Below are 13,792 nucleotides of genomic sequence, written 5' to 3' on the forward strand. Positions count from 1 at the left end.
GCCGCGGTCCGACGGTGGACGCTGGACGGCCCGCGCGGGACCGGGGGTCCGCCGCGGCGGGTCGGGGGAGGGTGCACGTCGCGCCCGGTGGCTGCGCCGCCCATGCGCGGGCGGCGACATCCAGGCCAACGTCCGGCCTGGTCCGGGGCCCACCCTACGCCCGCTCCACCCGCGCGCCCCACCCGGCCCCGTCCTGCTCAGCCCCCGCGTCCCGCCCGTCCCGCCCAGGCGCGCGTCCTGCCCAGCCCGACCCGTCCCGGGCCCTGACCGTCGTCGAAGTTGCAGTAGATGCGCGGTTCGGGCCGTCGAACCCCGCATCTATCGCAATCTCGATGGGCGGAGGCGTGGGCGGACGGGCGGGCGGGCGGGTCAGGGGGCCGCGGCCAGCGCGAGGGCTCGGGCCGCGCGGGCGACCACGTCCGGCCCGCCCGCCAGGGCGCCGACCGTGACCCGCACATGCCCGGGTCCGTCCGGCGGGGGTACCGCCCGGAACGGCCGGCCGCGCGCGACCTTGATCCCGGCGGCCTCCAGCCGGACCAGCGCGGTGGCCTCGTCGGCGACGGGCACCCAGAGGTTGATCCCGTCGCCGGGCTGCACCTCCAGGCCGTGGCCGGCGAGCGCCGTCGTGAGCGCCCGCTGCCGCGCGTAGTAGATCCGCCGGGCCTGGGCGACCGCCGCGAGCGCCTCGCCGTCGACGAGCAGGTCCGCGAGCAGCCGCTGCAGCAGCCGGCTGGTCCAGCCGGGGCCGAGCATCCGGCGCGCGACGACCCGGTCGAGCACGCCCGCGGGTCCGCCGACGGCCGCGATCCGCAGGTCCGGGCCGTGCGACTTGGAGTACGACCGCACGTGCACGACCCGGTCGGGCAGCGACGTGCCGAGCGACACGTCCGCGGACGACGCGATCTCCCCGGAGTGGTCGTCCTCGATCACGTGCACGTCGGCGCCCGGCGTGGCGGCGAGGTGCCGGCGGATGACGGCCGCGAGCTCCCGGGCGCGCGTCGAGGTCATGGAGACGCCGGTCGGGTTGTGCGCCCGCGGCTGCAGGACGACGACCTCGGCGCCGGTGCGCAGCGCGGCCTCCAGGGCGTCGGGACGCAGGCCGTGCCGGTCGAGCGGGACGGGGACGCGCTCCAGGCCGAGCTGGTCGCACAGGTCGAAGACCGGCGGGAACGACGGGTCCTCCACGATGACGCGGTCCCCGAACCCGGCGAGCTGCTCGAGCGTGCGGCTCATCGCGTCGACCGCGCCGTCCACGACCGTGACGCGCTGCGGTGTGAACGGCCACGAGGCGCGCACCAGGCGTTCGAGCGGCTCGACCACGGGGGCGCCCAGGTAGGTGCCCGTGCCGGCGGCGGGGGTGGCGGCGGCGACCCGCCCGAGCGCCCGCTCCAGCGGGGGCAGCAGGTCCGGGTCGGGCGTGCCGGTCGACAGGTCGAGCCGCACCGCCGGGCGCGCGGCCGCCGACGCGGTGGGGTCGGCCGGGCCGCGCCCTCCGGCGGCCATGTCGCGGTACCGCGGCGGCAGCCACGCGGCCGGCTCCGGGAGCACGACCGTGCCCGCCCGCCCGCGCGACGTCACCAGCCCGACGGCGGCGAGCGCCTGCCACGCGCCGGACACCGTCGCGGGGCTGACCCCGAGGTCCGCCGCGAGCCGCCGGACCGTGGGCAGGCGGTCGCCGGGGCGCAGCTCGCCGCTGCGCACCAGCCGCGAGACGGCGGCGGCGATCCCCCGGGGACTGCGGTCCTCCACGTGCTGGGCCACGTCCATGGCGGTCATCGTGCCCCCCGCGCGGGCGCCCAGCGCACCGGTGACGGGGCCCGCGGCGCAGTGTTTACCGCCCCGTCATACGCGTTCTCGGCGCCGAAACGGGCAGAAACGCCGCGGAAATGTTCAACCCCCACAGTCACATTCCCATCGGGGCCGAGCAGCCGGCGCGCAGACGCGGCAGCCCCCCGGCTCCGGACGATCCAGCGGAGGTTTCACATGGCAGTCGTGCGCGTCGCCTTCACCCAGGCCACCTGGACGGGCGACAAGGAGTCGATGATCCAGCTCCACGAGGACTGGACGCGCAAGGCCGCGGCCGAGGGCGCCCAGGTCATCGGGTTCCAGGAGCTGTTCTACGGCCCGTACTTCGGGATCACGCAGGACACGAGGTACTACGAGTACGCCGAGACGATCCCCGGCCCGACCACCGAGCGGTTCAGCGCGCTGGCCAAGGAGCTCGGCATCGTCATCGTGCTGCCGATCTACGAGGAGGACCAGCCGGGCGTCCTGTACAACACGGCTGCGGTCATCGACGCGGACGGCACGCTGCTGGGCACCTACCGCAAGCACCACATCCCGCACCTGCCGAAGTTCTGGGAGAAGTTCTACTTCCGTCCCGGCAACCTCGGGTACCCGGTGTTCGAGACGGCGGTCGGCAGGATCGGCGTGAACATCTGCTACGACCGGCACTTCCCGGAGGGCTGGCGGGTGCTCGCGCTGAACGGCGCCGAGATCGTGTTCAACCCGAACGCCACCGCCCCCGGCATCTCCAACAAGCTGTGGGAGGTCGAGCAGCCGGCCGCGGCCATCGCCAACGGCTACTTCGTCATCGCGAACAACCGCGTCGGGCTCGAGGACAACGAGTACGGCGACGACGCGGTCAACTTCTACGGCTCGTCGTACGCGGTCGGCCCGGACGGCAACTACGTCGGCGAGGTCGGGTCGACGTCGGAGAACCAGCTGCTGATCCGCGACCTCGACCTGGACCAGATCCGCACGACGCGCGAGCGCTGGCAGTTCTTCCGTGACCGCCGGCCGGACGCCTACGGCCCCGTCGTCGCGCCCTGACCCGCTGCGCCCGGACCTGCGAGGAGCCCGCATGAAGACCCTCATCACCGGCGGCACCGTCGTCAACGCGACGGGGCGCGGCGCCGCGGACGTGCTCATCGACGGCGAGACGATCGTCGCGCTGCTGCAGCCCGGCTCGACGGCGCTCGGCGTCGACCTGACCGCGACGGTCGACCGCGTGATCGACGCGACCGGCAAGTACGTGATCCCCGGCGGCATCGACGCGCACACGCACATGGAGATGCCGTTCGGCGGCACGTTCGCCTCCGACACGTTCGCCACCGGCACGACGGCGGCGGCCTGGGGCGGCACCACCACGATCGTCGACTTCGTCGTGCAGTACCCGCACGAGAACCCGCTCGACCAGTACGCGCTGTGGCACGCCAAGGCGGCCGGGAGCTGCGCGGTGGACTACGCGTTCCACCAGATCCTGTCCGACGTCCAGGACTCGTCGCTGCACGCGATGGACGAGCTGATCGCCGAGGGCGTGACCAGCTTCAAGCTGTTCATGGCCTACAAGGGCGTGTTCCTGTCGGACGACGGCCAGATCGTGCGGGCCATGCAGAAGGCGTCGGACAACGGCGCGATGATCATGATGCACGCGGAGAACGGCTCGGTCATCGACACCCTCGTGCAGCAGCACCTGGCCCGCGGCGAGACCACGCCGTACTACCACGGGGTGTCCCGGCCGTGGCAGGCCGAGGAGGAGGCCACCCACCGGGCGATCATGCTGGCCGACCTGACGGGCGCGCCGCTGTACGTCGTCCACGTGTCGGCGAAGCAGGCGGCCGAGCAGATCGCCCAGGCGCGCGACCGCGGCCAGAACGTGTTCGGCGAGACCTGCCCGCAGTACCTGTACCTGTCGCTGGAGGACCACCTCGCGGCGCAGGGCAAGGAGTGGGGCGACTTCGAGGGCGCCAAGTGGGTGTGCTCCACGCCGCTGCGCTCGAAGCACGAGGGCCACCAGCACCAGATGTGGAACAGCCTGCGGACCAACGACCTGCAGCTCGTGTCGACCGACCACTGCCCGTTCTGCATGAAGGACCAGAAGGAGATGGGGATCGGGGACTTCTCGAAGATCCCCAACGGCATCGGCTCCGTCGAGCACCGGATGGACCTGCTCTACCAGGGCGTCGTCACCGGCGAGATCTCGCTGGAGCGCTGGGTGGAGATCTGCTGCACCACGCCCGCGCGGATGTTCGGCATGTACGGGCGCAAGGGCGTCCTCGCACCCGGCGCGGACGCGGACGTCGTGGTCTACGACCCGGACGGCCACACCTCCATCGGCGTCGGGAAGACCCACCACATGGCCATGGACTACTCCGCCTGGGAGGGCTTCGAGGTCGACGGCCACGTCGACACGGTGCTGTCCCGCGGCGAGGTCGTCGTCGACGGCGGCGCGTTCCTGGGCCGCGTGGGCCACGGGCAGTACGTCAAGCGCGGCCTGTCGCAGTACCTCATCTGACCGTCCCCACCGCAGGAAGGAGGCCCGGCATGGAGTTCGGCGTCGTCATGCAGAACGACCCGCCCGCGTCGCGCGTGGTGGACCTGGCCCGCCAGGCGGAGACGCACGGGTTCGACTACGTGTGGACCTTCGACTCGCACCTGCTGTGGCAGGAGCCGTTCGTGGTGTTCTCGCAGATCCTGGCCGCGACCCGCAAGGTCAAGGTCGGCCCGATGGTCACGAACCCGGCCACCCGGGACTGGACGGTGCTCGCGTCGTCGTTCGCCACGCTGAACGAGATGTACGGCAACCGCACCGTGTGCGGGATCGGCCGCGGCGACTCGGCGGTCCGCACGCTGGCCGGCAAGCCGTCGAACCTCGCGACGCTGCGCGAGTCCATCCACGTGATCCGGGAGCTCGCCAACTCCCGCGCCGTCGAGCACAACGGCCGCACGGTCCAGTTCCCGTGGTCGACGGGGTCCGAGCTGGAGGTGTGGGTGGCCGCGTACGGCCCGCTCGCGCTGAAGCTCACCGGCGAGGTCGGGGACGGGTTCATCCTGCAGCTCGCGGACCCGGACATCGCGGCGTGGATGATCCGCACCGTGCGGGACTCCGCGGAGGCGGCGGGGCGCGACCCCGACGCCATCACGTTCTGCGTCGCGGCCCCCATGTACGTCGGCGACGGCGACTCCCCGGCGGCCCGCGCGCACATGCGCGAGCAGTGCCGGTGGTTCGGGGGCATGGTCGGCAACCACGTCGCGGACATCGTGGCGAAGTACGGCCAGGGGTCGTCCGTGCCGAAGGCGCTGACCGACTACATCGCCGGCCGGCAGGGCTACGACTACAACGAGCACGGCCGCGCGGGGAACTCGCACACGCAGTTCGTCCCGGACGAGATCGTCGAGCGGTTCTGCCTGCTCGGCAGCCCGCGCGAGCACGTCGAGAAGCTGCAGGCGCTGCGCGAGCTCGGCGTCACGCAGTTCGCGGGGTACCTGCAGCACGACAACAAGGACGAGACGCTGCGGATGTACGGCGAGCGCGTCATCCCGGCGATGGCCGAGCACGTGGTGGCGACGGCATGACGGCCGGCGTCGACGCGGCGGTGGTGACCGCGGCGGCCGCACCGGCGCCCCGCGCCCGGCGGGCGTGGCCGCGTCCCGTGCGCGCGCTGCGGCCGGTCGCCCTCGGCCTCGTGGCGCTCGTGCTCCTCGCCGCGGTCTGGGAGCTGGTCAAGGCCGTGGTCCCGGACACCGGCTGGAGCATCGGGGAGCGCCTGGTGCTGCCGCGCACCACGGACCTCGCGATGCCGCACGTCACCGACATGCTCGCCCGCCTGGGCGAGCCGCTCACCGCCCAGCCGGGAGCCGACCCGCTGTGGCTGGCGGTGCTCCGCGCCGGGGGCACGAGCCTGCGGATCGCGGCCGTGTCCTGGGTCATCGGGGTCGTCGTCGGCCTGCTGCTCGCCCTGCTCATGGCGCGGTTCCGCATCGCCCGGTCGGCCGTGCTGCCGCTGGTCGTGCTGAGCCAGACCGTCCCGCTCATCGCCCTCGCGCCGCTGGTCAAGGGCTGGGGGTCCAAGCTCGAGCTCGGGTTCACCTGGGAGCCCTGGATGTCGGTGGCGGTCATCGCCTCCTACCTGGCGTTCTTCCCGGTGGCGGTCGGCGCGCTGCGCGGCCTGACCTCCCCGGACGCCCTGCACCGCGACCTGTTCGCGGCCTACGCCACCTCGTGGACCCAGGAGCTCGTGCGCCTGCGGCTGCCCGCGAGCGTGCCGCACCTGCTGCCCGCCCTCCGCCTGGCGGCCACGAGCGCCGTGCTCGGCGTCGTCGTCGCGGAGGTCTCGACCGGGATGCCCGGAGGTATCGGACGCATGATCCTCGAGTTCGCCAACTTCGCCAGCAGCGACCCCGCCAAGCCGTGGGCGCCCATCTTCGGCGCCGTGCTGCTCGGCCTGGTCGCCTCCGGGGCGGTCGCCCTGCTCGGCACCGGCCTGGGCCGGTTCCACCGGGCGGAGGTGGCCGCGTGACCGCCCCGGCGGTGACGTCCCCGGGTGCGGCGCCGACGACCGCGCCGGCGGTGCAGGTCAGCGGGGTGTCGCGGGTGTTCGCGTCGGGCGGCGACCGGGCCGCGGTGGTGGCGCTCGAGCACGTCGACCTGACCGTGGGCGCGGGGGAGTTCGTCTCTCTCATCGGGCCGTCCGGCTGCGGCAAGTCGACGCTGCTGCGCCTCGTCGCGGACCTCGACCGGCCGACCGGCGGCACGATCAGCGTGTTCGGCCGGACCGCGGAGCAGGCGCGGCTCGGGCACGACTACGGCATCGCGTTCCAGCAGGCGGGCATGCTGCCGTGGCGGACCGTGCGGGCCAACATCGAGCTGCCGCTGTCGCTGCACGGCGTCGGGCGCGCGGCCCGGCGGGAGCGCGCGGACGAGATGCTCGCGCTGGTCGGCCTCGCCGACTTCGCGGACCACTTCCCGGACCAGCTCTCCGGCGGCATGCAGCAGCGCGTCGCGATCGCCCGGGCGCTCGCCGAGCGGCCCAGCCTGCTGCTCATGGACGAGCCGTTCGGCGCGCTGGACGAGATGACCCGCGAGCGGCTGCAGTCCGAGCTCGTGCGGATCTGCGCCGAGACGCGGGCGGCCGTCGTGTTCGTCACCCACTCGATCCCCGAGGCCGTGTTCCTGTCCGACCGGGTCGTGGTGATGTCCGCCCGCCCGGGGCGGATCGCGGGCATCGTCGACGTGCGGCTCGGGCGGTCGGGGGAGCGCGGGGACGACCTGCGCGAGGACGAGGCGTACTTCGCGGCGGTGACAGCGGTGCGCGAGGCCCTGCACGGCGGCGCGGGCACCGTCCCGAGCCGCGGGGTGGAGACCCGGTGAGCGGCGGCTGGTCGCGCGCGCTGCACCGCGCCGCGCCCGTGCTGCTCGCCGTCGCGCTGCTCGCGGCGTGGCAGGCGGTGGTCGTCGTCGGGGAGGTCCCGGCGTTCCTGCTGCCCAGCCCGACGGCCATCGCGGGGGAGCTCACGACGTACCTGCCGGCCATCGCGTCCGCGGCGCTCGTCACCGGCACCAACGCGCTCGTCGGCCTCGTGCTCGGCGCGGTCGTCGCGATCGCGGCGGCCGTGCTCGCGTCGGCCGTGCGCACCGTCGACGCCCTGCTGAACCCGGTCGTCGCGGCGCTCGCGGTCGTGCCGATCGTCGCGCTCGCCCCGGTGCTGTACACGATGTACGGCGCGTCGGTGGAGACCGGCCGGCAGATCGTCGTGGCGATCGCCGTCGCGGTGCCCGTGTTCGTCACGACGCTGCGCGGACTGCGCCAGGTGCGGCCCGTGCACCGGGACCTCATGCGGGCCTACGCCGCCACCCCGCGGCAGGCGGTGCGGGCGGTCACGATCCCGACGGCCCTGCCGTTCGTGTTCACCGGCCTGCGGATGGCGTCCTCGCTCGCGGTCATCTCCGCGATCGTCGCCGAGTACTTCGGCGGCCCGCGTAGCGGCATCGGGTCGTTCATCACGACCGCGGCCGCCGGGTCCAACTACGCCCGCGCGTGGGCGTACGTGCTCGGCGGCGTCGTCGTCGGGCTGCTGTTCTACGGGGTCACCCTCGCCGTCGAGCGACGGGGGAGCCGCGGGGCGCGCACCACCTGAGGCGCCCGCCACCACACGTCCCGCGGCCGGGGGTCCGCGGGCCGGCCAACCCCTTCCTGCCGACGACGTCAGGAGGGCCAGTCACGCAGGTCAGAGGCAGGACGGAAGGGGATGACATGAGGAACTCCAGGAGTCGCGCGTGGGCAGGGGCCGGCGCGCTCGGGCTCGCGGCGGCGCTCGCGCTCACCGCGTGCTCGAGCGGGTCCGACGACGACACGGCCGGGTCCGGCGGCGACGAGACGTCGGCGTCCGGCGAGCTCACGCCGGTGAAGCTGCAGCTCCAGTGGCTGACTCAGGCCCAGTTCTCCGGCTACTACGCCGCGCTGGACCAGGGGTACTACGAGGACGAGGGCCTCGACGTCGAGATCATCCCGAGCGGCGGCGACATCGTCCCGCAGGACGCGCTCGCCAACGGGGAGGTCGACTACGCCATCGCGTGGGTCCCGAAGGTGCTCGGCTCCATCGAGCAGGGCGCTGACATCACCGACGTCGCGCAGATCTTCGAGCGCTCCGCGACGTTGCAGGTCTCGTTCGCCGACGCCGGCATCGACTCCGTCGCCGACCTCGAGGGCAAGACGATCGGGTCCTGGGGCTACGGCAACGAGTGGGAGCTGTTCGCCGGGCTGAACAAGGCCGGGGTCACCGACTTCGAGATCGTCCAGCAGGCGTTCGACATGAACGCGTTCCTCGCGGGCGACATCGACGCCGCGCAGGCCATGACGTACAACGAGTACGCCCAGCTGCTCGAGACCGAGAACCCCGAGACCGGCGAGCTCTACACGCCCGAGGACTTCTCCGTCATCGACTGGAACGACGAGGGCACCGCCATGCTCCAGGACGCCATCTGGGCGGACGCGGGCCGGCTCGCCGACGACCCGGACTACGCCGAGACCACGGTGAAGTTCATCAAGGCGTCCCTCAAGGGCTGGGTGTTCGCCCGCGACAACGCCCAGGAGGCCGCCGACATCGTCACCGCGGCCGGCTCGACGCTCGGCACCAGCCACCAGCTCTGGATGACGAACGAGGTCAACGAGCTCATCTGGCCGTCCACGTCGGGCGGCATCGGCATGATCGACGCCGACGCGTGGGACGCGACCGTCGAGATGGCCAAGCAGACGTCCAACGAGACGGGCGCGACGATCATCACGGCCGACCCGCCGGAGACCGCGTGGTCGAACGAGTACGTGCAGCAGGCGCTGGACGAGCTCACCGCCGAGGGCGTCGACGTCGAGGGCGCGGACTTCGAGCCCATCGAGGTCGAGCTGCAGCCCGGCGGGAACTGACCGGCCCGCCCCGGGCCGCGGACCCCGCGTCCGCGGCCCGGGGCCGCTCGCGCCCGTGTTCCGCGCACCCGCACCCGTGCCCCTCGCACCCACTCACCCGCGCCCAGCCGCACCCGCTCCCGCACCCACCCGCTCACGCACCCAACCGCATCCGCACCCACCCGCACACGCACCCGCACCCAGCCCGTCGCCGAGAATCCAGGACACGCCGGGCGCCGGGCTCTCCGCTCGGCGTGTCCTGGATTCTCGCCGCCGCTCACCGGAACGCACCCCACGAAAGGCCACCGCAGCCATGACTCTCGACGCCGACGGCCGGCTCGCGCTCGAGCTCGACCGCGCGCATGTGTTCCACTCCTGGTCCGCGCAGGGCTCGCTGTCGCCCCTCGTGGTGGACGGGGCGTCCGGGTGCGAGGTGCACCTGGCCGACGGCCGCACGATGCTCGACTTCAGCAGCCAGCTCGTCAACACCAACATCGGCCACCAGCACCCGCGCGTGACGGCTGCGATCGCCGAGCAGGCGGGCCGGCTCGCGACGATCGCCCCGGCGCACGCCGTCCTGCCGCGCGGCCGGGCCGCGGAGGCGATCCTGCGGCACGCACCGGAGGGCTTCTCGAAGGTCTTCTTCACGAACGCGGGCGCGGACGCCAACGAGAACGCGATCCGCATGGCCCGGCAGGCCACCGGGCGGGACAAGATCCTGTCGTTCTACCGCTCGTACCACGGCAACACCGGCGCGGCCGTCGTCGCGACCGGCGACTGGCGGCGGGTGCCCAACGAGTACGCCCGCGGTCACGTCCACGTCTTCGGGCCGTACCTGTACCGGTCGGATTTCTGGGCGAGCACCCCGGAGCAGGAGTGCGAGCGCGCGCTGCACCACCTCGAGCGGGTGGTCGCGTCGGAAGGCCCGGGGTCGATCGCGGCGATCCTGCTCGAGACGGTCGTCGGCACCGGCGGCGTGCTCGTGCCACCGCCCGGGTACCTCGCCGGTGTGCGGGAGATCGCGGACCGGCACGGCATCCTGCTGATCCTCGACGAGGTCATGGCGGGGTTCGGCCGCACCGGCTCGTGGTTCGCGTTCGAGCAGCACGACGTGGTGCCGGACCTCATCACGTTCGCGAAGGGGGTCAACTCCGGCTACGTGCCGGCCGGCGGCGTGGTGATCTCCGACCCCGTGGCCGCCGTCTTCGACGACCGCGTCTTCCCCGGGGGCCTCACGTACTCCGGCCACCCGCTCGCGATGGCCGCCGTCGTCGCGACGATCGAGGCGATGGAGGACGAGAAGATCGTCGAGAACGCCGCCCGCATCGGCGCGGACGTGCTCGGGCCCGGCCTGCGGGCGCTCGCGGACGCGCATCCCTGCGTCGGCGAGGTCCGCGGGACCGGCGTGTTCTGGGCCCTGGAGCTCGTCACCGACCGCGCCACCCGGGAGCCCGTGCCCGCGGCGGCGATGGGCGCCGTGAAGTCCGCGCTGCTCGCCGGCGGCATGCTCCCGTTCGTCCAGGACAACCGCATCCACGTCGTCCCGCCGTGCGTCGTCACGGACACCGAGGTCGCCCGCGCCCTCGCGATCTACGACGCCGCCCTTACCGCCCTGGACGCCACCCTCTAGCCCCACCCCACACCCCGCCCCGCCCGACCCCGCCCCGCCCCACCCCGCCCCGCCCGCCCCGCCCGCGAGTTCGGCACCTCCGGTGCGAGTTCGGCACCCGGGACTGCCGACCTCGCCTGCAACTGCCGACCTCGCCGGGGGAAGGGGGAGGGGGAGGGGCGGCGCCTGGCTCGTCAGGTCGGCGGCTCCCGGGGCGGGCAGGGGGCTCGGTACAGTCGTCGTCGCCTCCACGGAAGGAACCGCCGCATGTCCAGCACCACCGCCCGCACCACCCTCCGCGCCGTCGTCACCGGCGCGTCCAGCGGGATCGGTGCCGCGACCGTCCGCCGGCTGCGCGCCGAGGGCTGGGAGGTCGTCGCCGTGGCGCGCCGTGCCGACCGGCTCGCCGCCCTCGCGGAGGAGACGGGCGCGGAGGCGTTCCCCGCGGACCTCACCTCCGACGAGGACGTCGCCCGGCTCGTCGCGCACGTCGAGGCGACCGGCGGCCTCACGTCGCTGGTGAACAACGCCGGCGGCGCGCTCGGCCTGGACCGGGTGGCGGACGCCGACGTCGAGGGCTGGCGCCGGATGTACGACCTCAACGTGCTCGGCACGCTCCGGGTGACGAAGGCGCTGCTCCCGGCGCTGAAGGCCAGCGGACGCGGCGACGTGCTCGTCGTGACGTCGACCGCCGCGATCGCCCCGTACGAGGGCGGTGCGGGCTACACCGGCGTCAAGCACGCTGAGCGGATGCTCACGACGACGCTGCGCCTGGAGCTCATCGGCGAGCCGGTGCGCGTCATCGACATCGCCCCGGGCAACGTCGCGACCGAGGAGTTCTCGCTCGTGCGGTTCGCCGGCGACGCCTCGCGCGCCGCGAAGGTGTACGAGGGCTACCAGCCGCTGCTCGCGGAGGACGTCGCCGACGTGATCGCGTTCGCCCTCACGCGGCCGCACCACGTCAACATCGACACGCTCGTGGTCCGGCCGCGCGCGCAGGTCAGCAACACGCAGATCGCCCGCGACGCCTGAGCGCGCGCGAGCCCGGGCGCCGACAGGGCGGCCCGGCGGGAGTCAGCCACCCGCCGGACCGCCCGTCCGGGTCACGCCCCCGGCGCCCCGGCACGCTCGAGCTCGTCCGCCCGCCGGATGTGCCGCGTCACCCACGGGGACAGCGCGAGCAGCAGGAGGGCGAACACGAGGGCGACGCCGCCGATCCCGCCGAAGTACGCCGTGTCGGACGTGCCCTCGGTGGCCTTGATGAGCTGGGCGGTGATCGCCTGCCCCGCGGCGGGCGCGAGGAACCACACCGCCATGGCCTGCGTGCGGAACGCCCGCGGCGCGAGCAGCGTGGTGGCGGCCAGGCCGACGGGCGACAGGCACAGCTCGCCGAGCGTCTGGACGACGTAGACGAGCACCAGCACCCACGCGGGTGCCTTGCCGTCGCCGATGACCGCCGACGCCGCGGACATCACGAGGAACGACACCGCCGCCAGCCCCAGGCCCATCGCGAACTTCGTGGCGGTGGGGGGCCGGTCGTGCGTCTTCGTCCAGATCCACGCGAACACCGGCGCGAGCAGGATGATCGACAGCGGGTTGACCGACTGGAAGAACTCGGGGCTGATCGTGAAGCCGAAGAACGACAGCTCGGTGCGGTTCTGCGCGAACGCCGCGAGCGTCGTGGCCGCCTGCTCGAAGATCATCCAGAACAGCATCGCCGCGACGAACAGCGGGATGTAGGCCACGACGCGGGGCCGCTCGGCGTCCGTCACCTTCGGTGACCGGTACATGGCGACGAAGTAGGCGACCGGCGCGAGGAACGCCAGGTACGACATCGTGTCGATGAACGTGTCCAGGTTGAACCCGCCGGACACCAGCGCCGCGACCGCGGCCACGGCGACGACCGCCAGCACGATGACGCCGAGTCCGCGCAGCAGCTTCGCGTGCTCCTCCGGGCGGACCGGGTTCGGCGCGCTGCCTCCCGCACGGCCCAGGTACCTGCCGCCCGCGACGAAGAACACCAGCGCGATCGCCATGCCCACCGCGGCGACGAGGAACCCGGCGTGGTAGCCGCCCCACGCCCGCGCCGCCCCGACCAGGAACGGTGCGCTGAACGACCCGATGTTGATGCCCATGTAGAAGATCGAGAACGCGGAGTCGCGGCGGTCGTCGTCGCGGGCGTACAGGTCGCCGACCATGCTCGACACGTTCGGCTTCAGCAGCCCCGTCCCGAGCGCGACGAGGGCGATGCCGAGGTACGACATCGTCGCCGCGGGCAGCGCCAGCGAGACGTGGCCCGCAGCGATGACGATCCCGCCGATCAGCGTGGCGCGGCGTGAACCGATCAGGCGGTCCGCCAGCCAGCCGCCGATGACCGACAGCAGGTAGACGCTGGTGCCGTAGATCGACACGAGGGCCAGGCCGGTGCGCTCACCGATGCCGAGGCCGCCGTCCGCGACCGCGTCCGTCAGGTAGTACAGCAGGATGGCGCGCATCCCGTAGTAGCTGAACCGCTCCCACAGCTCCGTGGTGAACAGCGTCATCAGCCCGCGCGGGTGGCCGAAGAACGCGCGGTCGCCCGCCAGCTCGCCGGCCGCGCGCCCCTGCGGGGTCGAGGGGGTGGTCATGGTGTCGTCTCCTGCACTCGTCGTGCCGGACGGGCGCAGGTCCCGCGACCCCTGGCCCCGGGGCTCGCGCCGCTCCGGCGGGACCCGCCGTCCAGGATGTGGCCACGTCGGGAGGGGCGGCAAGACGAAGGTCCCCGGTGCGGAGCCGTCCGTGGCATCTGCGGTGATCGGCCGCGCGGACGGTGACGCAGGTCACGGGCGCGCCAGCGGGGCCGCGCCGAGGCGGGCGCAGGCGACCGGGCGTGGGCCGGACGCAGCCGGGGGTGGGCCAGGTGGGGCTTGAACCCACGACCGACGGATTATGAGTCCGCTGCTCTGACCGGCTGAGCTACTGGCCCCGGTTGGCGGCCAGGGTACCGGCCGCTCACAGCGGC

The 13,792-nt window shown here is 73.5% G+C and carries 11 protein-coding genes and 1 tRNA gene; 9 read left to right on the plus strand and 3 right to left on the minus strand.

The window, feature by feature from the left end; all coding sequences use genetic code 11:
• Positions 1-369: 369 nt before the first annotated feature.
• Complete coding sequence (locus K5O09_RS06710) at positions 370-1,767, minus strand: PLP-dependent aminotransferase family protein (RefSeq protein ID WP_222171998.1); 1,398 nt, start codon at positions 1,765-1,767, stop codon at positions 370-372.
• 216 nt (positions 1,768-1,983) lie between these two features.
• On the opposite strand from K5O09_RS06710, the gene K5O09_RS06715 reads away from it, so the two are divergent.
• From K5O09_RS06715 to K5O09_RS06755, 9 genes are all read left to right on the plus strand, one after another.
• On the plus strand, positions 1,984-2,832 hold the full coding sequence (locus K5O09_RS06715) for a nitrilase-related carbon-nitrogen hydrolase (protein WP_222171999.1): 849 nt from the start codon (positions 1,984-1,986) through the stop codon (positions 2,830-2,832).
• A gap of 31 nt (positions 2,833-2,863) precedes the next feature.
• Entirely contained in the window at positions 2,864-4,297 is a 1,434-nt protein-coding gene (hydA, locus tag K5O09_RS06720) for a dihydropyrimidinase (protein ID WP_222172000.1), read from the plus strand.
• A gap of 29 nt (positions 4,298-4,326) precedes the next feature.
• Entirely contained in the window at positions 4,327-5,358 is a 1,032-nt protein-coding gene (locus K5O09_RS06725; RefSeq protein WP_222172001.1) for a TIGR03842 family LLM class F420-dependent oxidoreductase, read from the plus strand.
• A complete protein-coding gene (locus tag K5O09_RS06730) occupies positions 5,355-6,302 on the plus strand; it encodes an ABC transporter permease (protein WP_222172002.1) in 948 nt (315 codons plus the stop codon). The genes K5O09_RS06725 and K5O09_RS06730 overlap by 4 nt, the downstream gene beginning before the upstream one ends.
• Positions 6,299-7,153, plus strand: coding sequence for an ABC transporter ATP-binding protein (locus K5O09_RS06735; RefSeq protein WP_222172003.1), 855 nt, complete (start codon positions 6,299-6,301; stop codon positions 7,151-7,153). The genes K5O09_RS06730 and K5O09_RS06735 overlap by 4 nt, the downstream gene beginning before the upstream one ends.
• Positions 7,150-7,920: an ABC transporter permease gene (locus K5O09_RS06740; protein ID WP_222172004.1), complete on the plus strand. Its 771-nt coding sequence runs from the start codon at positions 7,150-7,152 to the stop codon at positions 7,918-7,920. Before K5O09_RS06735 ends, K5O09_RS06740 begins: the two co-directional genes overlap by 4 nt.
• A gap of 116 nt (positions 7,921-8,036) precedes the next feature.
• Complete coding sequence (locus K5O09_RS06745; RefSeq protein WP_222172005.1) at positions 8,037-9,203, plus strand: ABC transporter substrate-binding protein; 1,167 nt, start codon at positions 8,037-8,039, stop codon at positions 9,201-9,203.
• A gap of 292 nt (positions 9,204-9,495) precedes the next feature.
• Positions 9,496-10,812: an aspartate aminotransferase family protein gene (locus tag K5O09_RS06750; RefSeq protein WP_222172006.1), complete on the plus strand. Its 1,317-nt coding sequence runs from the start codon at positions 9,496-9,498 to the stop codon at positions 10,810-10,812.
• A gap of 246 nt (positions 10,813-11,058) precedes the next feature.
• Positions 11,059-11,823 (plus strand): SDR family oxidoreductase, encoded by a 765-nt coding sequence (locus tag K5O09_RS06755; protein WP_222172007.1) that lies wholly within the window; start codon positions 11,059-11,061, stop codon positions 11,821-11,823.
• A gap of 71 nt (positions 11,824-11,894) precedes the next feature.
• Here the strand turns inward: K5O09_RS06755 and K5O09_RS06760 are convergent, their stop codons facing one another.
• Positions 11,895-13,418, minus strand: a complete 1,524-nt coding sequence (locus K5O09_RS06760; RefSeq protein WP_222172008.1) for a peptide MFS transporter — start codon at positions 13,416-13,418, stop codon at positions 11,895-11,897.
• A gap of 264 nt (positions 13,419-13,682) precedes the next feature.
• Positions 13,683-13,756: transfer RNA gene (locus K5O09_RS06765), tRNA-Ile, on the minus strand.
• Between the last annotated feature and the right edge of the window lie 36 nt (positions 13,757-13,792).

This window comes from Cellulomonas sp. C5510, assembly GCF_019797765.1.
GTDB lineage: Bacteria > Actinomycetota > Actinomycetes > Actinomycetales > Cellulomonadaceae > Cellulomonas.

Bases quoted from the DNA above. Each gene is read 5' to 3' on its own strand.
- K5O09_RS06725 (WP_222172001.1), top strand. From the start codon at position 4,327: ATGGAGTTCGGCGTCGTCATGCAGAACGACCCGCCCGCGTCGCGCGTG.
- K5O09_RS06745 (WP_222172005.1), top strand. From the start codon at position 8,037: ATGAGGAACTCCAGGAGTCGCGCGTGGGCAGGGGCCGGCGCGCTCGGG.
- hydA (WP_222172000.1), top strand. From the start codon at position 2,864: ATGAAGACCCTCATCACCGGCGGCACCGTCGTCAACGCGACGGGGCGC.
- K5O09_RS06730 (WP_222172002.1), top strand. From the start codon at position 5,355: ATGACGGCCGGCGTCGACGCGGCGGTGGTGACCGCGGCGGCCGCACCG.
- K5O09_RS06755 (WP_222172007.1), top strand. From the start codon at position 11,059: ATGTCCAGCACCACCGCCCGCACCACCCTCCGCGCCGTCGTCACCGGC.
- K5O09_RS06715 (WP_222171999.1), top strand. From the start codon at position 1,984: ATGGCAGTCGTGCGCGTCGCCTTCACCCAGGCCACCTGGACGGGCGAC.
- K5O09_RS06750 (WP_222172006.1), top strand. From the start codon at position 9,496: ATGACTCTCGACGCCGACGGCCGGCTCGCGCTCGAGCTCGACCGCGCG.
- K5O09_RS06760 (WP_222172008.1), bottom strand. From the start codon at position 13,418: ATGACCACCCCCTCGACCCCGCAGGGGCGCGCGGCCGGCGAGCTGGCG.
- K5O09_RS06710 (WP_222171998.1), bottom strand. From the start codon at position 1,767: ATGGACGTGGCCCAGCACGTGGAGGACCGCAGTCCCCGGGGGATCGCC.